Below are 19,057 nucleotides of genomic sequence, written 5' to 3' on the forward strand. Positions count from 1 at the left end.
ACCATCATTATAGCCTTTTTAGTCATTAAATGTTAGCAAATCAATCTATAGGATACTTGCTTGACAACCATTTTCGCTTTACCCACTTGACGGTAAGATAGGCTAAAAATACTCCCAAGGCATTTGTCCACAAATCATCCACTTCAAAAACGCGATTGACATCAAATAACAGGTCTAAAACAAGCTGGGTCGTTTCAATAAAGATACTCATCCCAAATCCCAACAGGAGAGATTTTTGTGGGGTTGACCATCTGTTCCAAAGCAGATGAACACAAATCCCCAAAGGATAGAGTAAAAAAATATTGGCTACATTTTGCCCGACAACCCAAACTTTTTCTCGCAGTGTTTCCAACTCATTAAAAGTTACAAAAGAGTTAAAGGGAACAAGGAGTAATCTCAGGCGACCAAGATAAATGATATTAGGGGTGGTAACGCCAGATATTGATGATTGAGGCCCAAAACACATAACGCCAATTAACCCTGCGTAAAGCACCAATGCCAGAAAAACAGGCTTACGATAGTTTTTATGCAATTGAGCTTTTTCGTTAAACACATTTCCTAACACTGTTCTATCACCCTAACTTTTCTTGCGGATAGTAAAATGCTGATGTTGTCCACCTGCTTTGTCAGAAGCTTTAGCAGGATTGTCTCTTTTTTGCTTTTGACTTTGCGTTTTTGGTCGACGTTTTCGACTTGAAAAATGCTCATTGTCATTGGAAAGTTCTGATCGTTTAGAGTTATTTTTAGATGATGTTACTTTTCGAGATTTCTCGGTCTCTTTTTGGGAAGTAGGGTTAGTCGTTGTGACTTTAGTTGATTTGCGTTTACGACTACGTTTTCGCTTAGAAACTTTTTCTTCTTCAAAAGCTATTTCCACAGGTTGCTCATTCTCCAAAATGAAATAAGCGCACCCAAAGGCACAGTATTCTTTCAGATAATCATCAATTCTAGATAATCGACTAGATCTTCGGACATTATGATTATCTCTAAAAAAACCTTTAATCCGTAACTGATCACTCGCCCAATCACCGACAAGGTAATCATATTTTAAAAGAATCTCTGAGAAACGTTGCCCAAAAGTTTCTGAGTTAAAGGCATCCTTATTATTTTGAACCAGCTTAAAATGAATAGCGCCATCTTCACTCTTGACCATATCCCCAAAATGAAGAAAACTAGGTCCTGGAAATTTATTATAATTGAATTGTTCTGGTAACACTTCTTTTCGCAAGGCAAATCCTTTCTTGTTATCAGCCAAATTGGTTTTTGTAAACCTTTTTAGCTATTTCTCTGTTGATGTAATCCTTTCTATTATACACTATTTAGCCTTGTTTGTACCTCTTGACACATCATAAAAAAGCAGACCACAGCCTGCTTTTACTAAGACTCATCTTGATCTGAGTATTTCTGAACAAGGTAGTATTCTCCGTCATTTTCTATAAAATCGAGAGTCACATAGCTTAGCTTACCATCCTCAGAATCATAATCACTATAGGTGACATTTAACATTTTTGAGACACCATCTCCATAGTTAGAGAGATGAACAAAGGCATCTTTTGGATCTCCATATTTCTTCTGAATATGACTCCACTTGCTTCCACCTTTTCCTGTTTCATAATCACCCTGCATTAACTTGTCATACTCTGCCTTAGTCCAATTTGATTTGTAATTGTGATTAAGCTTAACCGCTTCGCTGATCCCGTAAGCACTGCCACTAGATAAAATAAAGCGCCCATCGTATTGTTTTTCAAAACGAAGACGCGTTTCCTTACGGTTAACGCCACTTCCTGATTTGTAAGTCAAGGTCAGAGCATTTCCTGAAACTTCAGCATCATTTGCCTTACCATGGTTTTTGATGATTTCCTTTAAGCTAGTACCTTCTTTATTATCATAACCAGCAAATGTTAAAGCTGTAAAATCCTTTTCAGTCCAAGCAAACGACGCTTTTTTGTCAATATAATCATTAACGTCTGTGCTATCTGCTTCATCACCCTTATCAGAATGATCAAGAGCATCATCTTTATTCATTTCTTGGCTGTTTCTTTGGTCGAGAGCAGCAAGTTGCTTTTCTTGATAATGATGAAACATCAATGCCCCCAATGAAGAAAGAAGAACAAGTCCAGCCACCACTGTTGCTACAATAGATAAGAGCTTTCCTGATTTCTTAAGATTTAAGAAGAGAACCACTCCAGCAAAACTAAGATTTAAAACAGAGAGCACCAAGAAAATGACAACAAAGGGCGTCAGCCAAGCCGCCAATAGTAAACTCAATGACAAGACCAATGATACAATCGCTAAAATGATACCAAGTTTACCAGCTGATTGCATGGGTTCATTTGTTACTTGACTGGCTTCTGGAACTTGCCAATCAAAATCAGTTACGGATTGCTGAGACTTCGTTGTCTCTACTCTTTTGTTCTGAACAGAAGTCGCTGTCTCTGAATCCCCTTGGCCCTGATGAAAACCAGCAATACGCAACATCTGAGATGGGTCAAATCCCCCTTCTTTCGCTGCCATAAATTCATCTGACGTTGGTTTACGTCCCACAACCGTCTCAAATAGTCTTACCCACTCTTCTTTTGTAGCCATAAGAGCCTCCTTTACCATTTTATACATTCTACCATGATTAAAATCGTTTTCATAGGTTTGTCATCACATTCAAGCACAATTATGGTATAATTTCACTAATTCATTTGTTAAATAGAGGTTACTATGAAAAAATTATTGCTAATCAGTTTAGTTGGTCTTATTTTTTTAACAGGTTGTGACAAGGTGGAACGAACCCTCAAAGGCGATGATTATGTCAATCAAAAAAAGTCACTTCAACAAGCCAAAGAAGCCAATACTAAATATCAAAAAGATATTCAAAAAGCCTTGAAATCAGATCAAGATGCCTTTCCCCAGTTATCTGATAAGGTAGCCAAAGATGAGAGTCAAGTCATTTTATCCACAAGTCTGGGAGATATTAATATCAAACTGTTCCCTAAATATGCGCCGCTAGCTGTGGAAAACTTTATCACTCACGCTAAAGAAGGTTACTATGATGGCTTAACCTTCCACAGGGTTATTAAAGAGTTTATGATTCAAGCAGGTGATCCAAATGGCGATGGTACTGGAGGCCAATCTATTTGGAACGGGAAAGACTCTAACATTGACTCAGGTACTGGTTTTAAAAATGAAATCACACCCTTCCTCTACAATCTTAGAGGTGCGCTTTCTATGGCTAATGCTGGGTCAGATCGTACTAACGGCAGCCAATTTTTCATCAATCAAAATCCTAAGAACCAAGCCAACCAAGTCAAAGAAGGTGATTACCCTACGCCAATTATCGATGCCTACAAAGATGGGGGAAACTTGAGCTTGGATGGTAAGTATACTGTCTTTGGCCAAGTCATTTCTGGTATGGATATTGTGGACAAGATTGCCGCAGTCGAAACTGGTGATAGGGACAAACCAAAAGAAAAGGTTACCATTAACAAAATTACGGTTAAACAAGAAGCCAAAAGCAAGTGATAGCCGTTAACACTCAATGAAAATCGATATAGGATTGACTCACTAAAGCCTAAATATAAGGCAAGATCATCAGACATATCAAACTTTTTACTTTTGAAATAAATTCTCATCAAAAAACACAGGCAGAAGATGCACTAACACCATCTTCTGCCTGTGTTTTTTAGATTGGTTTTCTCTTTGAAATGAGAACCACGATGTTTTTAACTAATAAAAGAACTAGAAAACTAATCAGAGCTACTACTGCTGAAATACCAGAAACGGTCACATCAAGCAGCATTCCCAAGTAATATCCCAAACTAGCCAATAGAATGGATGAAAGGAGACTAAGCATCGTAAAAGTCAGAAAAGTCTGCGACCATAGGCTAGCTATCATGGCAGGAGCAACCAAAAAGCTAATGACTGTGATTGAGCCCAAACTATCAAAAGCAGCCACAATCGTCAAAGAAACCAGAAAGGTCAGAGACATTTTCAGCAGTCCAAGATTGACTCCCACCAACCTAGCCTGTGTTTTATCGAATAAATAAAGAGACAAACGTCGAAAGTATAGGAAATAAAAGAGTGCTAGAAAAATTAAAAGTAAACTCCCCCTCAATAAGGCAACCGGTAAATCAACTCCCAAAAGTTGGCTTCTCACAAATGGCGTAAAAAGAACTTCTCCCATCAAGACCACATCTAAATCCAAATGAACATTTCTAGCAAATAAAGAAATCAGCATAACTCCCAGTGCGAAAAAGAATGTAAAAACTAAACCTGTCGCTGCATCTTGGGCGACTTTTTGACTATGAATGGCTTCAATCATAACAATCGTCAGTACCCCAAATACACTGGCACCAATCAATAGCAAGGGAGAATTTAAATCTTGTGTCAGAAAGAATCCCAACACAATTCCCAAAAGAACTGAGTGTGACAAAGCATCTGCAAGCATACTTTGATTGCTGATCACTAAAATGTTACCAATCAAACTGCAAGACATAGCAGTAACAATCATTATTAAAAGCACTTCAGACACGCCGATTCTCCTTTCGAATATGGGTAGACCAGAAAAAAGCAATCCCTAAGCAGCACATCATGCAAACAATAATGGCCGGTCCCGTAGACATTCCACGAATACTAGAACTCATTAAACTTCCCAAAAAGGCAGAGGCCATTGCCATCAGACTTCCTAAAACTAAGGTTTGCTTATAGGTTTTGCCTAACAATAGACCAAAAATACTCGGTGCAATGAGGAAACTGCTCATCAAGATAGCACCGACTACTTTCAAACCAACGGCAATCAAAGCTGTCATCAATATAACTTGACCTCCTTTAATCAACGATAGAGGTAGGCCACTCATTTGGGCAAACCCTTCATCGAAAAGGTAAAGCGTTAGACGTTGGAAAAAACAAGCGAATAGTCCTAATGCCACAAGGGAAACTCCCAGAATCAAATAAATATCTGATTTTTGAATAAAGGCAGCCTGCCCAAATAAATAAGTCTGAAGCCCAGCCTGAGAAGCATTCTGATAATGATGATTCCCCTGAAGAAGATTCTTCAAGACCATCCCTAATCCAAAAAACGAAGCTGATACCAAGGATAAGGCATTAACGAAGCTCTGCCCACCATAAGTATTAATAACGTAAATCAGACTGTAAGAGAGAAGACCTGTCAGCATGGCTCCCAACATCAGAAGTAAAGGATTGCGTGATTCAAAAACCATAAAGGCTAAGATGACCCCTGGGTAAGACGCATGACCAATGGCATCTCCAATAAGGCTTTGGCGCTTCAGGACGCTAAGCGAGCCCAGCAAGCAAGAGGCGAGTGCAAAAACCGATGTTCCAAAGGCTACGGTCAAAAAAGAATAGTCCGTCAAAACAGCTAACATCTCAATCCCCCTTACGCCTTGTCAAGAATGGCGATTGTGACAAAACTTGATAAGTTGCTTGGTAATTTTCTTCTGTCAAGACTTGGTTGATAGTCCCCTGAGCAATTGTTTTTTTGTTGAGCCAAACAAGGTAATCAAAATAAGTTGCCACACTTTGAAGATCATGGTGAATAACGACCGAGGTCTTCTTCTCCTTTTGAAAATCGCGAAGAATATCCATAATCTTCTGTTCTGTCTTGATATCGACACCAGCCAGTGGCTCATCCATTAGATACAAGTCAGCTTCTTGAGCCAGCGCTCTAGCTAAAAAAACCCGCTGTCTCTGTCCACCAGATAGTTGGTCGATTTGGCGTTTTTGAAAATCTAGCAAATCCATTTTTTCTAGAGCAGCTAAGGTTGCTTCCTTATCTTTTTTCCCTGGTTTCTTAAACCAATTATCAATCAAAGAATAGCGTCCCATCAAAACTATATCAAAAACCCTTGCTGGAAATTGCCAGTTCACTTGACTCGCCTGGGGAATATAAGCTACTTTTCGAGCTAACCACTGGGGAGAAGGTTGGTCATTGCCGAGTAGGGAAATATGACCAGTTTGAGCCTTCTCCAATTGGAGAAGACTCTTAAATAAAGTGGACTTCCCAGCCCCATTGGGACCAACAATAGCCGCACGACTCCCCTTAGGAATCTCTAAATTTAGATGAGATAGGGCTTGATTTGATTGATAAGATACGGATAAATCCTTAATTTGAATAGCTGTTTCCATAATAGTTAGTTACTCTTTTCAGAGTGCCCTTCCTTTCTAAAGAGTTATTGAGATAAGAGAATGGTACCACTTATCGTTGGGAGATAGGTCTCAAGTGTCATGACAATTTGAGAGGAAACGTTAATTTTCCCCTCAATCGCTTTTTATTTCAGTGAGTCAACAATAAGCTTAGTATTGTGCTTGTACATGTCAATATAGCTGTCACCATCTTGACCTTCTGGTGCTAATGAATCTGAAAATAGTTCTTTACCTTCACCTGAAACAACATCTACTTTACCACCTTTAGCAGCAACTGCTTCTTGTAGTTTTTTCATACGTTCTGGATTTGTTGTTGATTCAGTGAAAATAGCTTTGATATGATGTTTATTGATCAAGTTGACCGTTTCCATCATGTCACTGTTAGCGACTTCGGAATCGGTGCTAACCCCCTGTGGTGCATACAAGGTAAAGTCGTAACGACGGGCAAAATAGTTAAAGGCATCGTGTGGTGTAACCAAGTAGCGACTTTCTTTTGGAATAACGGACAAGGCATCCTTATTCCATTGATCCAATTTATCTAAGTCAGCAAGGTATTTTTTAGTATTTTTAGCAATTTCTTTTTGATGCTCCGGTAGCAATGACTTCAATTCTTCGGAAGCTTCCTTGACTGCTTTTTGGTACAAGTTAATATCAAACCAGAAGTGAGGATCCACGACTTCTTTGCCATCTTCATCCATGGTACCAATATCTTTTTTGGTAAAGTTTTTTGTCACAGCTGTTCCTTTTCGTTCCAAGGCATCCACCATTTTCCCTTCAAAGTGTAAACCATGATACAAGACCAAATCAGCTTTTTGTAATTTTTTTAAATCACTTGACTTGGCAACATAAAGATGTGGGTCTTCACCAGCCGGTATAATTAACTCACGTTTGACATAATTACCCGCTAACTGTTTGACCATATCATTTAGAAATGACGTGGTAACGGTAACAACTGGCTTATCATGCTTAGCATTTGACGCTTGACTACTCTCTTTAGAGCCACAAGCTGTCAAACCAACAAGAACTAACAGTAAGAGTGATAGGCATTTTAGTATTTTCTTCATCTGAAAACTCCTTAAATAGGTTTATAAAATAAATTAGGTATACTTAATTTTATAAATAGACTAACCTTTTATTTTTATCTTGTCAACAATTTTCCGTAAATTTTGCTATACTTAATTTAGGATATGAATTAAGAAAGTAATATTATGACTCCAAATAAAGAAGATTACCTCAAACGCATTTATGAATTGAGTGAGCACAACGCTAAGATTACCAACAAAGAAATTGCCGCACAGATGGACGTTTCGCCGCCTGCTGTATCTGAAATGATCAAAAAAATGATCCATGAAAACTGGATCACAAGGGACAAACAAAAAGGATATCTCGTTACTGAAAAAGGAATGGTTCTGATTTCTAGTCTCTATCGAAAGCATCGCTTAATCGAGTTATTTTTAATCAAAGATTTAGGCTACTCTGAAAAAGAAGTACATGAAGAAGCTGAAATTTTAGAACACAGCGTTTCTGATAAGTTTATCGATCGTTTAGAGAAAATTCTTGATTTTCCTGAGACTTGCCCGCATGGAGGGAGTATTCCTCGAAAAAATGAATGTCTCAATGAAACCTATACTAACTGCTTAACAGATGTCACAGAACTTGGCTGCTATAGTTTAAAACGTTATCATGATCATGCTGACTTATTAAATTACTTAGAAGAACATAACTTTCACTTATTAGATTCATTCGAACTGATTGAAATTGATGATTACACCAAAACGATGACCATCATATCTGAAAAATGGTCCTTAACACTTCCCCAAATCGTTTGTCAGGAACTTTTTGTCGAGAAGCATCTCGATTCAGCAAAACCCAACTAACTAGTATTATAGGGATTACCTAGACCACTTACGCTCCAAACCCATTGACTACATGAGGTACTTGATACTATTAAAAAGGCTCTATAATTTCTGTAGTGGGTAAATTCCCATCGGAGATTATGGAGTCTTTTTGAATATAGCAAAAAAGTCCCATATAACTTATAATGAAAAGCAACCAAACCACTCATTAGAAAGACTTATATGGAACAACTAGATGATATCAAAGGTTCACTCGACATTAAAGACCCTAACATCACTTTTGAAAAGCAATTTGACAAGTTCTTCACTCACAGAGAATACCGTGCCCTGTTTGTCAAGGAAAAATGACAAAGTACGATTTCCAAAAGCCTTGCAAAATTCCCTATTTGGAAATGGCGGGTTGTAAAGTACTGATTCGTCTCAAAAAGCGTCGCTTCAAATGTCAAGCGTGTGGGAAAATGGCTGTCGCTAAGACCTCTCTAGTCAGAGAAAATCATCAGATTCCCAACATCATTAACCACAAAATCACCGACAAACTCATGAGCCGTGAAGCAATGACAAAAATCGCTGAAGACCTGTCTGTTTCTGTCTCAACCGTCTATCGGCAACTCAACCGCTTTGAGTGCAAGACCGATTTAACCTGGTTACCTGAGAACATGTCCTGGGATGAGTATGCTTTCAAGAAGGGAAAGCTGAGCTTTATTGCCCAAGATTTCGATGCTAACAAGATTATCGCTATCCTTGATGGGCGGACGCAAGCTGTCATCAGAAATCATTTCATGCGGTATTCTCACAAGGTGCGCTGTCGTGTCAAAGTCATCACCATGGATATGTTTAGTCCCTATTATGACATCGCTAAGACACTATTTCCTAAGGCGAAGATTGTACTTGATAGGTTCCACATTGTTCCACATTTATCTCGTGCCATGAACCGTTTCCGTATCCAAATCATGAACCAATTTGAGCGTCAATCTCACGACTATAAGGCCTTAAAACGTTACTGGAAACTCATCCAACAAGACAGTCTAAAACTCAATGATAAACGATTTTATCGTCCGACTTTTCGCATGCACTTGACCGATCAGGAGATTGTGCAAACGTCTTTTGGGCCACTCTGATGAACGACGCCACCACTATGACCTCTTCCAATGCCTTCTCTTTCATTTCCAAGAAAAGCAGGAGAAACACTTCTTTGAACTCATTTCTGATACCATCAAAACAGGTCCATCCCATCTTCAAGACCGTCTTGTCAACCTTTCTAAAAGACAAAGAGAAGATTATTAATGCCTTGAAACTACCTTATTCCAACGCTAAACTAGAGGCGACCAACAACCTTATTAAAGTCATTAAGCGAAATGCTTTTGGCTTTAGGAAGATGAAAACTTCAAAAAACGGATTTATCTTGCTTTGAATACAACAAAAGAGAAGACCAAACTGGTCCTCTCTCGGTGTTAACTATAAGTCAACCCACTACAGTTGACAAAGAGCCATTAAAAAAACTTTGAACATTTTGCCGTTCAAAGTTTTTTTAGAAATCAAAGCAGCTAATTAAAAGAACAATACATCATCATTTTTCATTTCTTATTATGGGCCTATAGCCACGTCATTTTGTTGCCCATTATACCTAAAACCTACCAAATGCGCATGCGAGGAAGTGTTGATAATTGGACGAGTCTTTTTACCATTTGACAATCCTAGAAAAACAGCTGTCACCAATCTAGAAAGTAAAAAACATTGCACCAGCGACGACTAGACAAACGCTTGGGAACAGCGGAAGTTTGGAGATTTAGCTAAAATAAGACGTGGCTTAACTTACAAGCCTAACGATGTTTCAGATAATGGCATTCGTGTTTTAAGGTCCTCAAACATAAATGAAGATACTTTTGTCATCAGAGATGATGATGTTTTCGTAAATCCAACAGCGGTTAATATTACTTCTGTCAAAGAAAAGGATATTTTAATTACTTCTGCAAATGGTTCTAGTCGTTTAGTTGGAAAACATGCACTAATACAAAATGTTGAGCAAGAAATGGTTCACGGTGGATTTATGCTAATTGCAACTGCAAAAAATCCCTACTTTGTGAATACTCTCATGAGTTCGGCTTGGTATGATAAATTTATAAATTCCTATGTTTTAGGTGGGAATGGTGCTATTGGCAATTTAAGCAAAAAAGATCTAGAAGAACAGATTGTTTCTGTTCCAAGCAACCCAGCCGAACAAACCTTCATCGGTACCTTCTTCTCCACCCTTGACACCCTCATCACCCTTCATCAGCGTGAGTAAAATTTGCTAAAAATTTAGCAGTTAACTTAGGTTTGATAGCGACCGCATAACCAAGTCAATATCTTGATTTTCTAATTCTTGAATGATGTGTAGATAAGTTTTTTGAGTAGTCGTCATACTTGCGTGCCCAAGCCTCCTAGCGACACTTGCAATAGATACTCCACCGAACAATAATAAGGACGCATGCGTATGACGTAGTCCATGTATAGAAATTATTGGGATATTTGATTTCTCGCATAATCGTGTCAGCACACCATTTACAGTAGAATTATAAATTTTCTTAGAAGAGGGCACAAAAATGGGCTGGTTTTCTGGCAGATTTTTGACTAATTCAGAAAACTGGATGACAGTCTGCCAATCAATCTGAATTTTTCGAATAGAGGAACGATTTTTAGTTGGTAAAAACCCCCCTTTTCCCTTATAATCCCAAGTTTTTGAAATAGATAACATTTGGTGAGAGAAATCAAAATCTTTGGGAGTTAATGCAAGTGCTTCTGAAAATCGCATACCTGTTTTTGCTACAAGTAGAATAAACCAATCCCAATTTATTTGATTACCTAAATGAAGATTCGTAAGTAATGTATGCAGTTCAAATTGATTTAAATATTTTATTTTTTTCTCACGTGGTGTTTTCCCTTTTATAATGGCTTTTCTGGTTGGATCTCGATCGATGAGACCTTCATCCACGGCATCTAATATTGCCCCTTTTAGTTGATGATGAAAATCCATAGTAGTTTGACGTTCATGCTCTTGTGCATAATCATTAAGAAGTTGTTGGTAGGATATTCGTGTTAATTCTTGGATGGTTAAATGCGGAACCAATAAGACTAACCATTTATGAGTCATTAAATATTTTGCCATCGTTACATTTCGAATTGCTCCTTCTTTATAAATTGTTATCCATTTCTTATAATACACATGAAACAAATCATTTTTTGTAATTTCATTCAGCATTTTTTTCCTCCATAAATAAAATTAGGCTGATACTCACGCTGATGAAGGGTGATGAGGGAGTCAAGAGTGGAGAAGAAAGTGCCAATGGTGGTTTGCTCTTCTTGAAATTTTGGGAAGAAAAAATCTGCTGTGGATACTTGGCTCCAATCTGAACGTGGCATTTTCGTACCAGTAGATAAGTTAGATACAGTTTGATATTTCGACGTTTGTATTAAAGTATAAATATATTGTTGACTAACTTTACTAGATCGCAGTACCCACCAGTCACCAACAGCAATTCCTCTAAAATCTGCTAAAAGCCAGTTTTTAAGATATGGACGAAGCTTTCCAAATAATATATCCCCCACCTCAAATAATATACCTTTCTTATTACTACTCTTTAAATATATATTCTTATTCAATTGACCTTGACCAGAAATAATATCTTCATACTCTACACGTGGCAGCCCTGCTTTCCCACTTGTTTGTGATACTCTTTCCACCACTTCCCTCAACTTCCGCTGTTCCCAAGCGAAAGTAAAAGGAGCAAGAAATCTTTTCTTGCTCCTTTTGACGCTCCTTATTTCCCAAATAAATTGATAAATTTTGTCAATTCTTCTTGTGCTTCATCTGTTGTACCCTTAAGTGAGCCTAGGAGCTTGAATAACTCACGGGAAGATTGCTCGATTTCTGCTTGTACCTGTTGTAACTCCTGCGCTACTTCTGATAATGGTGGTAGTTCCTCCTCTTCAAAGGTATCAACATAACGCGGAATGTTTAAGTTATAATCATTTTCTTTGATTTCATCAAGCGTTGCGACATGTGCATATTTTTCAACATCTTCTCGGTTGCGATAAATCTCAATTATCTTGTCGATATTTTCGCTTGATAGCTTGTTTTGATTTTTTCCTTTTTCAAACTCTCTAGACGCGTCAATAAACAGAATATCCTTCTTATTACCACGCGCTTCTCGTCCTTTAAAGACTAGGACACAGGTTGGGATACTGGTTCCGTAAAAGAGGTTAGCTGGTAAGCCAATCACGGCATCCAGCAAATTTTCATGGATGATATTTTTACGAATTTTCCCTTCTGATGCACCACGAAACAGCACCCCATGTGGCAAAACAATAGCCATTGTCCCTGTTTTTTCTAAGTGATATAAACCATGCAAGATAAAGGCATAGTCTGCTTTTGAGGCTGGGGCTACACCAAAGCCTTTAAAGCGTGTATCCTTCTCACGATCGATATTTTTAATATCCCATTTTTGAGAGTAAGGAGGATTAGCCACGACTGCATCAAATTTCAAAGGGATTTGGACGCCATTTTTTTCCGCAAAAGGCCAGTCAGCATCTAAGGTATCTGCACGCTTGAGAGTCATATTTCGGTAATTGACTCCGTGCATCATCAAGTTCATGCGCGCCAAATTATAGGTTGTCGTGTTTCGCTCCTGTCCATAAAAATTGACTGATCCATTCTCACTTCCGTGTGGCAATTCTTTTTGAACCGTTAGAAGAAGCGAACCAGATCCCATTGTTGGGTCATAGACATGGAATTGTTCGTCTGATTGTCCGGCATCCATGGTGACTAATTTTGCCAGAATTTTGCTGACTTCATGAGGGGTATAGAACTCTCCCCCTTTTTTTCCAGCATTGGCAGCAAATTGTCCAATCAAGTACTCATAGACATCTCCTAGAATGTCTTTTCCTGACTCATCTTTAAAATCAAATTCATGAATCATCAAAACAATGTCGTTTAGGGCTTTCGCACGCTCATTTGTAGAAGACCCCAGACGAGTATCTCCTAGATTGACATCTGAAAAAACATTCGCAAAATCATCCGCTGCTACTGGATTGCGCTTGGCGTTCATATTGAAGGAATCAAACATATCTTGAAAATCACTAGCTTTGATTTTATGATGTTCGATTTTTGAGACCATTTTCTCCCAAATATAATCTGGATCGATGGCATAGCCAATGCCTCGTGAGATTTCTTCAAGATACTCTTCTTTTTCCTCGGCATCTGTGACTTCATAAAATTCTTCTAAATGATTTGTCTTCAAATAGTCGTCTTGATTTTCTGATAGATAACGATAGAACATAAAGGGAAGAATATAGTTCTTGTATTCGCTTGCGTCCATGGTTCCACGCAATTTATTGGCCATTCCCCATAATTTTGATGTAATTTCATTCGCATTTGCCATAATTTATTTCCTTTCCTTAAATAAACATTTGTTTTAAGAGTGTTTTTTTCAATTTTTTCAGCAATTCACACTTACGTTGATGAAGGGTGATGAGGGAGTCAAGAGTGGAGAAGAAAGTGCCAATGGTGGTTTGTTCTGGAAGAGCAGGATAAAAAATGGGAATTAATTTTAAATCTGATGAATTTATCGCTGGATAGCTTGTTCCAGTACAATTATCCAAAACAATTCTTACAAATTTTTCTAACTGAACTGCAGATAATAAAAAATAACTATTGCCTTTCGGACGCAATTGAGCATAACCTGTTGAAAACACAAAATCATCATCATTTAAGTTAAATAAATAATTATTTTTTTGATACGGACGAACAGTTTGATAAAAAACATCTCCTTTTTTAGCAACTCGTTGGGCTCTTGAAGGCGCCAATTCTTTTATTACTTCCTTATAAGAAACTAATTCTGTTCCTATAACAGACTCCAAATCTACATATTTAAAAATACTTGGTACATCTGATTTGGGATTTAGTTCCGCCACCTCCCCCAACTTCCGCTGTTCCCAAGCGTCCGTAAATCCATCAAAACGAAACTCTGGCGTTACCTCACCATTTTTAGGAAACATCTTTTGTAAGAAAATTCGTTTTATATCACCCAAACGGTCACACTCACGCTGATGAAGGGTGATGAGATTGTCGAGGGTGGAGAAGAAAGTGCCGATGGTGGTTTGTTCAGCTGGATTGCTTGGAATTTTTAAACCAATTTTTTCAATAGCTTTACTATTTAAAGATGGTAAAGCTCCTGTTTGTGCAAACTTAGGCAAGTGAATAGTTTCAAAAATAGTTTTGGCAAAATAGGTGTCCCAAGATTTAGCCAATATGTAAGCCATCGTATTATTATCAATTAAAAAATCGTTTAAAACTAATCGTTTGCGATTTAACAATAACGCCGCACCTACTTTGGCAAATATAATTGCAGGTGTAGTTTTTATAACCTTCCACTTATTATTTTTAATCTGTTCTTCCGTAACATAATGATTAGCTATTTGCATGACTAACTCATTTCCATTTAAATTCATATCTGAAACTTTATAGAAAGGAATACCAAATTTTCCGCCTTGTTCATGTTCAGGAAAGCCTATGCCTGAGACAGTTTCCCCTATCTCCCCCAACTTCCGCTGTTCCCAAGCGGAAGTAAATCCTTTAAAACGAATCAAAGGTTCTTTGTTTATTTTTTCATTCATCTTGCTCTCCTTTTGTATATTTTTCATTTCAACATCGTTTCCATGTTTTTCCACACAAATATTCCTTATTCTCCCTGCTTAATTTTATCCGCCATATCATAAAATGCCTTGCGTAACTCAATACGGTATCTCACCCAAGATAATTGAGCGACTAGCTCTTCAGCAATCTCCTTGTAATCTGCACGCGCTTCATTCATAAGAGCCGTAAGCTCTCCTTGCCTATCCATATCTTCTTGACCTAACTGGTGTTTGCTAATCAATTTCATCAGTTCCCGAGGATTTGTACTATTGTCCAAACCCCACTTCCGAATAAAATCTGTCACTAGCTTGAGATGACTCTCTTTTTGAACTTTCTCCATAGCTGCATTCATCGTCTCAACATCACGAGGAGCAGGATAAGTATCAAAAACGAAACTTCCATCAAAAATCTTATCAACGAAATGGCGCACTTTGGCTTTTTCTTTCTCATTGTCAGATTTAGCAATTTCAACCTGAATTTCTTGATGTGTATGACTGGCTTTTTCCATCTGATTCGCATGAATTTCATCTGCCATTTTGGCAATCAAGTCTACCAAATAATCATAATTGATTGTAACATCATGAATATGAACCATAGCTAGGCTTACTTGAGAAATATCAACATTGTCCCGTTTAGCACGTCTTTCTTTTAATTCTCCAGCAATAACCGTCGTGAGCCTCACTTCTTGTTCATGCGTTATTCCAATCCGCTGGTAAAACATTTCTGGGTCTTCATATGCTGAAATTTTTTGCCCTTCTTCATCTTCTGTGTATTGTTTTAGCTGACTGAGCAAGCGATTATACTCTTTCAACTCTTCAAATACTTCATCTTGCGCTTTTTCACTCGGCGGCAACTCCATGAAAGTATTGGTTAAGGTAGATAAGTTTTGAACAACCTTTTGCATCTTTGTTTGAACAGTATTAAAGGGCTTTGAAATAATCTGTGCGTCTTCATTGCCTTTTTTTAGGTCATCGAGGGATAATTGCTCATCGGCAGAAGAACGGTTGGAATAAATGGCAAAGGCCTTATTCATTTCATATTCATTTTGCTTTGGCCAACGATAGTTCACCACATTTCCCCATGGCTTATCAACCAAATTGTGCATGCGATTGGTCCTAGAATAAGCCTGAATGAGATTTCCGCCTTTTAATGTCCGATCCACATATAAGGTATTCATCTCTGGAGCATCAAATCCTGTTAAGAGCTGATCTACGACAATCGCAAGATCCAAATACTTCCCATCATCTGCCGTTTTATTTAACCTTCGAGCCAAATCTTCCGTATACTGCTTGACACTGGTCATGTCAAAAGCCGTTCCAAACAGCTGATTGTAGGCCTTGATTGCACGATGAAGATTTTCATTTGTTTTCAATTGATTCGCCCCATTGGATGTATCTGCTGAAAAACTAATAGCTACTTTTAACTTGTCCTCATCTGCCTTTGTAGCATTGACAGCCGCAAACCGATCAAAATATTCCATAGCACGAGGGGTGCTGGCTCTATTGCCACCAACATGCACGGTGAAAAGAGCATTGTATTTACGGTTATTAGATCGCTCCTTCCAATGTTCAAAAATATCTTTTACGACTAAATCAACATGCTCCGGACTATCATCATAGACACTTGCACGAATCCGATCATCTATCTCTTCTTCTGTCGGATTTTCAGGCGCCTCAATCGTTTCCTTAAATTCTACATTAAAGCCCAATACATTTTTATCAGCGATCGCTTCCTTAATCGTATAGGCATGCAGAAGTTCGCCAAAAATAGTAGGTGTTTCAGGAAATTTTGGAGTGCCTGTATAACCAACCCAAGCAGCATGAGGGAAGGCTCTACGAATGGATTCCAGCATTCCTTCATTGTCACTTCCGTCTCCAGTAGAACGATGTGCTTCATCCACAATGAATAAGATATGGTCTGACAAAGGCTTAAATCGCTCTTTTGCAACATAACGCGACATTTTTTGGATACTGGTCACGATGATATTCTTATCACTCTTTTGGGTCAACTTTCGATGTAAGTCGGCTATATTGGCTGTATCACTGATCACACCTGTCTTTCCCTCAAAGCCTGACACAGGATCATACGCTTGATAAGCATCCACTGTTTGATTGGTAAGAGCAATCCGATCGACCAAAAAGATGACTTTATGGACATTTGATAAGCGGCTCGCAAGCCATGCTGTTTTAAAACTGGTAATGGTTTTTCCCGAACCAGTTGTATGCCAGATGTACCCTAGCTTACCATCGTCATATTGGAAATCAAAGGCACGCACCTTATCAAGCACTCGCTTGGTCGCATACACTTGGTAAGGACGCATTACCTTGATACTTTCCTTATTTTTGGTGCCATCAAGTACCATATAGCGGGTTGATAGCTCATGAGCCATTGGAATGGATAGAACCTTGTCAGCAAAAACCTTCCAATCTCCCACACGATGAGCATCTTCTTCATTTTGCCAATGAAAAGCGAAAGCACGATTGAACTTATCTAAAGTCGTATTGGCCATATAACGAATTTCATGAGGCGTCATCGCAATGAGGATTTGCAGAGTAGAAAAGATATCACTATACTGCTTTTCAGCAATATACTGCTCCATTTGATTTAAGGCTTCCGTTACACTATGTAATGCTTTTTTCAGTTCAATTTGAATAATAGGAAGGCCGTTTATGAGCAGAGTAACATCAAAACGGCGATTTAGTTTTCCATCAACGACCTTTGGTCGTTCAATCTGATTGACGACTTGATAAACAGTATTGCCACCACCGACTTGAGCTTGATCAAAAACTGTTAGAAAGACATGCTTCCCGTTATCTAGATCAATTTCAATTTCTGAAACACCATTAACTCCATATAGGAATTGTCCCGCTTTATATGGCGTATCAATATCTGATATTACTTTTTTTACTTGATTGAATTCTGTAACGGTTAGCGGTTCATCCAAACGAGCCTTATTATTTTGCTCAAGAATTCGTTTGAAATTGTCCCATAAATCATCTGTTGTCTTAATCGTTTTCTTATACTCCCACTGTTTTACTCCTCCAATTTTTGTCAAATAATCAATGACTTCCATCTCAAACGCTAATTCAGACTGACTTTTCATATGGCTATCTCTCCTTTATACTTTCTTCTATCACTTGAGAAACAATAGTCTCGGTTAATACTGCATATCGCTTCAAGTAAGTTTTTAATCTTAGAGTCTCACTGTAAGCTTCTCCTATTTTAATTTGTTCTTCCAAATCAACTACTGGAATCATTAATTGATTTAACAGTTTAACGGAAAGACGTAAAATGGAAGCTCCTTGAAGATCTCTTTCTTTTTGACGTTGCACCTCGCTGTATGAGTTAAAAAGATAAAGAAAATAAAGTTTATCTAACTTATCTCCTTTAAATTCTACTTTTATAAAATTAAGTGTAGGCACTTTTCCTTCATTTGATGCACTAACAATAGCTGCCTTCTGCAGAGAATTACTAATGATAACATCTCCTTGTCGAAGAGACAACTTATCTGAAACATCATCTACAGTCTTTTTGCTAACCAAATCCGCTTCAAAGCTATAATCTTTCTCAAATGCTTCTTGATCATAGTAATGAAAGATGTTACTACCATATTGCCTCTTAGCTCTTGTTGGATTGACCCCCGCCACAAACGATACAAAATCACTCATTTGCCTTTTTTCCATATTTTTCTCCACGTTTTTCTGTAATATGATTATATTCTACTAGTTTAAAGGTGTTTTGTCAATATTTTTTTGTAATATATATATATTACTAGATAAACTTGAGAATTTTTAGAAAGTACAGTCTAACTTCTCATGGTAAACGCTTTATCTTCTATACTATCTTCAACATAATATTGCAAAAACAGATGTCTAAAATGTCATTATTATGGATTTGGATGAAGTGAAAAACACGTTCTAAAATAGTGTCTCTAAATGAAAATCAAACGTAGACAAGGCGACACCGACACAGATAGAACTGAAGTTCATCCAATCAAATCAACAGCGTCTTCATTTAATTACCGAAGAGTATAAGCTCATCACAGTAAGATAGCTACTATTATTTATTGTTTTTAACATCAAAAAAAAGAGAACCAATTAGATTCTCTTACCATTACGATTGTCAAACATCTTTTACAGTTAAGTCTTACATTTTCAAGTTCTCCACCATATTGAGGACTTGTTTACGTTATAAAAAGAGTCAAGAAGAGCTCTAACAAAGAAAGGAACAGACTTCGTTCTTTGATTGCTGAACCCAGGCTAAAGTAATCTACTAGATTCTTTTAGCCCACTTTCAGTTGATGATGCCTTCTTCGGAGCTTAAAAAGCGAATGTCATAACAAGCAAATACTGCGTCAACTTGATTACACTAAAATAAGTGG

16 protein-coding genes and 1 pseudogene are annotated in these 19,057 nt (G+C 37.8%); 4 read left to right on the forward strand and 13 right to left on the reverse strand.

What is annotated here, in order from left to right; all coding sequences use genetic code 11:
• Positions 1–40: 40 nt before the first annotated feature.
• The 3 genes from A2G56_RS04630 to A2G56_RS04640 form a co-directional block, all read right to left on the reverse strand.
• The gene (locus A2G56_RS04630; protein ID WP_082785104.1) at positions 41–565 is read right to left on the reverse strand and encodes a VanZ family protein; all 525 of its coding nucleotides are present in this window, start codon (positions 563–565) and stop codon (positions 41–43) included.
• Between the two features lie 12 nt (positions 566–577).
• Positions 578–1,228: a YutD family protein gene (locus A2G56_RS04635; protein WP_082785105.1), complete on the reverse strand. Its 651-nt coding sequence runs from the start codon at positions 1,226–1,228 to the stop codon at positions 578–580.
• A 149-nt stretch (positions 1,229–1,377) separates the two neighbouring features.
• Positions 1,378–2,586, reverse strand: a complete 1,209-nt coding sequence (locus tag A2G56_RS04640) for a hypothetical protein (RefSeq protein WP_062709735.1) — start codon at positions 2,584–2,586, stop codon at positions 1,378–1,380.
• Positions 2,587–2,709: 123 nt separating this feature from the next.
• Here A2G56_RS04640 and A2G56_RS04645 point away from each other — a divergent pair, with 123 nt between their 5' ends.
• Complete coding sequence (locus A2G56_RS04645) at positions 2,710–3,510, forward strand: peptidylprolyl isomerase (protein ID WP_062709737.1); 801 nt, start codon at positions 2,710–2,712, stop codon at positions 3,508–3,510.
• Between the two features lie 160 nt (positions 3,511–3,670).
• Here the strand turns inward: A2G56_RS04645 and A2G56_RS04650 are convergent, their stop codons facing one another.
• The 4 genes from A2G56_RS04650 to A2G56_RS04665 form a co-directional block, all read right to left on the reverse strand.
• Positions 3,671–4,498: a metal ABC transporter permease gene (locus A2G56_RS04650; RefSeq protein WP_082785150.1), complete on the reverse strand. Its 828-nt coding sequence runs from the start codon at positions 4,496–4,498 to the stop codon at positions 3,671–3,673.
• Between the two features lie 13 nt (positions 4,499–4,511).
• On the reverse strand, positions 4,512–5,372 hold the full coding sequence (locus tag A2G56_RS04655; RefSeq protein WP_062709743.1) for a metal ABC transporter permease: 861 nt from the start codon (positions 5,370–5,372) through the stop codon (positions 4,512–4,514).
• A gap of 1 nt (position 5,373) precedes the next feature.
• Positions 5,374–6,132, reverse strand: coding sequence for a metal ABC transporter ATP-binding protein (locus A2G56_RS04660; RefSeq protein WP_062709746.1), 759 nt, complete (start codon positions 6,130–6,132; stop codon positions 5,374–5,376).
• A gap of 143 nt (positions 6,133–6,275) precedes the next feature.
• Positions 6,276–7,214, reverse strand: coding sequence for a metal ABC transporter solute-binding protein, Zn/Mn family (locus tag A2G56_RS04665; protein ID WP_062709749.1), 939 nt, complete (start codon positions 7,212–7,214; stop codon positions 6,276–6,278).
• A 144-nt stretch (positions 7,215–7,358) separates the two neighbouring features.
• On the opposite strand from A2G56_RS04665, the gene A2G56_RS04670 reads away from it, so the two are divergent.
• The 3 genes and pseudogenes from A2G56_RS04670 (at position 7,359) to A2G56_RS04685 (ending at position 10,290) form a co-directional block, all read left to right on the forward strand.
• Positions 7,359–8,027 carry a metal-dependent transcriptional regulator gene (locus A2G56_RS04670; protein WP_062709753.1) on the forward strand — a complete coding sequence of 223 codons (669 nt, stop codon included), beginning with the start codon at positions 7,359–7,361 and terminating at the stop codon, positions 8,025–8,027.
• Between the two features lie 201 nt (positions 8,028–8,228).
• Positions 8,229–9,461 (forward strand): annotated as a pseudogene (locus A2G56_RS10195) (ISL3 family transposase).
• 340 nt (positions 9,462–9,801) lie between these two features.
• Positions 9,802–10,290 carry a restriction endonuclease subunit S gene (locus A2G56_RS04685; protein ID WP_082785106.1) on the forward strand — a complete coding sequence of 163 codons (489 nt, stop codon included), beginning with the start codon at positions 9,802–9,804 and terminating at the stop codon, positions 10,288–10,290.
• Positions 10,291–10,311: 21 nt separating this feature from the next.
• On the opposite strand, the gene A2G56_RS04690 is transcribed toward A2G56_RS04685, so the two are convergent.
• The 6 genes from A2G56_RS04690 to A2G56_RS04715 all read right to left on the reverse strand — a co-directional run bounded on the left by A2G56_RS04690 (position 10,312) and on the right by A2G56_RS04715 (position 18,371).
• Positions 10,312–11,244, reverse strand: coding sequence for a site-specific integrase (locus A2G56_RS04690; protein WP_062709759.1), 933 nt, complete (start codon positions 11,242–11,244; stop codon positions 10,312–10,314).
• On the reverse strand, positions 11,238–11,726 hold the full coding sequence (locus A2G56_RS04695; protein ID WP_062709762.1) for a restriction endonuclease subunit S: 489 nt from the start codon (positions 11,724–11,726) through the stop codon (positions 11,238–11,240). The genes A2G56_RS04690 and A2G56_RS04695 overlap by 7 nt, the downstream gene beginning before the upstream one ends.
• Before the next feature lie 77 nt (positions 11,727–11,803).
• Positions 11,804–13,423: a type I restriction-modification system subunit M gene (locus A2G56_RS04700; RefSeq protein WP_062709765.1), complete on the reverse strand. Its 1,620-nt coding sequence runs from the start codon at positions 13,421–13,423 to the stop codon at positions 11,804–11,806.
• A gap of 16 nt (positions 13,424–13,439) precedes the next feature.
• Positions 13,440–14,711: a restriction endonuclease subunit S gene (locus A2G56_RS04705; protein WP_237334437.1), complete on the reverse strand. Its 1,272-nt coding sequence runs from the start codon at positions 14,709–14,711 to the stop codon at positions 13,440–13,442.
• A gap of 11 nt (positions 14,712–14,722) precedes the next feature.
• A complete protein-coding gene (locus A2G56_RS04710; RefSeq protein WP_062709771.1) occupies positions 14,723–17,779 on the reverse strand; it encodes a type I restriction endonuclease subunit R in 3,057 nt (1,018 codons plus the stop codon).
• 4 nt (positions 17,780–17,783) lie between these two features.
• Positions 17,784–18,371: a restriction endonuclease subunit S gene (locus A2G56_RS04715; RefSeq protein WP_216634355.1), complete on the reverse strand. Its 588-nt coding sequence runs from the start codon at positions 18,369–18,371 to the stop codon at positions 17,784–17,786.
• Between the last annotated feature and the right edge of the window lie 686 nt (positions 18,372–19,057).

Origin of the sequence: Streptococcus halotolerans (assembly GCF_001598035.1) — a bacterium.
GTDB classification, from domain to species: Bacteria; Bacillota; Bacilli; order Lactobacillales; family Streptococcaceae; genus Streptococcus; species Streptococcus halotolerans.

Coding starts and splice junctions, on each gene's coding strand:
- A2G56_RS04640 (WP_062709735.1), bottom strand. CDS start 2,586: ATGGCTACAAAAGAAGAGTGGGTAAGACTATTTGAGACGGTTGTGGGA.
- A2G56_RS04645 (WP_062709737.1), top strand. CDS start 2,710: ATGAAAAAATTATTGCTAATCAGTTTAGTTGGTCTTATTTTTTTAACA.
- A2G56_RS04650 (WP_082785150.1), bottom strand. CDS start 4,498: ATGATTGTTACTGCTATGTCTTGCAGTTTGATTGGTAACATTTTAGTG.
- A2G56_RS04655 (WP_062709743.1), bottom strand. CDS start 5,372: ATGTTAGCTGTTTTGACGGACTATTCTTTTTTGACCGTAGCCTTTGGA.
- A2G56_RS04660 (WP_062709746.1), bottom strand. CDS start 6,132: ATGGAAACAGCTATTCAAATTAAGGATTTATCCGTATCTTATCAATCA.
- A2G56_RS04665 (WP_062709749.1), bottom strand. CDS start 7,214: ATGAAGAAAATACTAAAATGCCTATCACTCTTACTGTTAGTTCTTGTT.
- A2G56_RS04670 (WP_062709753.1), top strand. CDS start 7,359: ATGACTCCAAATAAAGAAGATTACCTCAAACGCATTTATGAATTGAGT.
- A2G56_RS04690 (WP_062709759.1), bottom strand. CDS start 11,244: ATGCTGAATGAAATTACAAAAAATGATTTGTTTCATGTGTATTATAAG.
- A2G56_RS04700 (WP_062709765.1), bottom strand. CDS start 13,423: ATGGCAAATGCGAATGAAATTACATCAAAATTATGGGGAATGGCCAAT.
- A2G56_RS04710 (WP_062709771.1), bottom strand. CDS start 17,779: ATGAAAAGTCAGTCTGAATTAGCGTTTGAGATGGAAGTCATTGATTAT.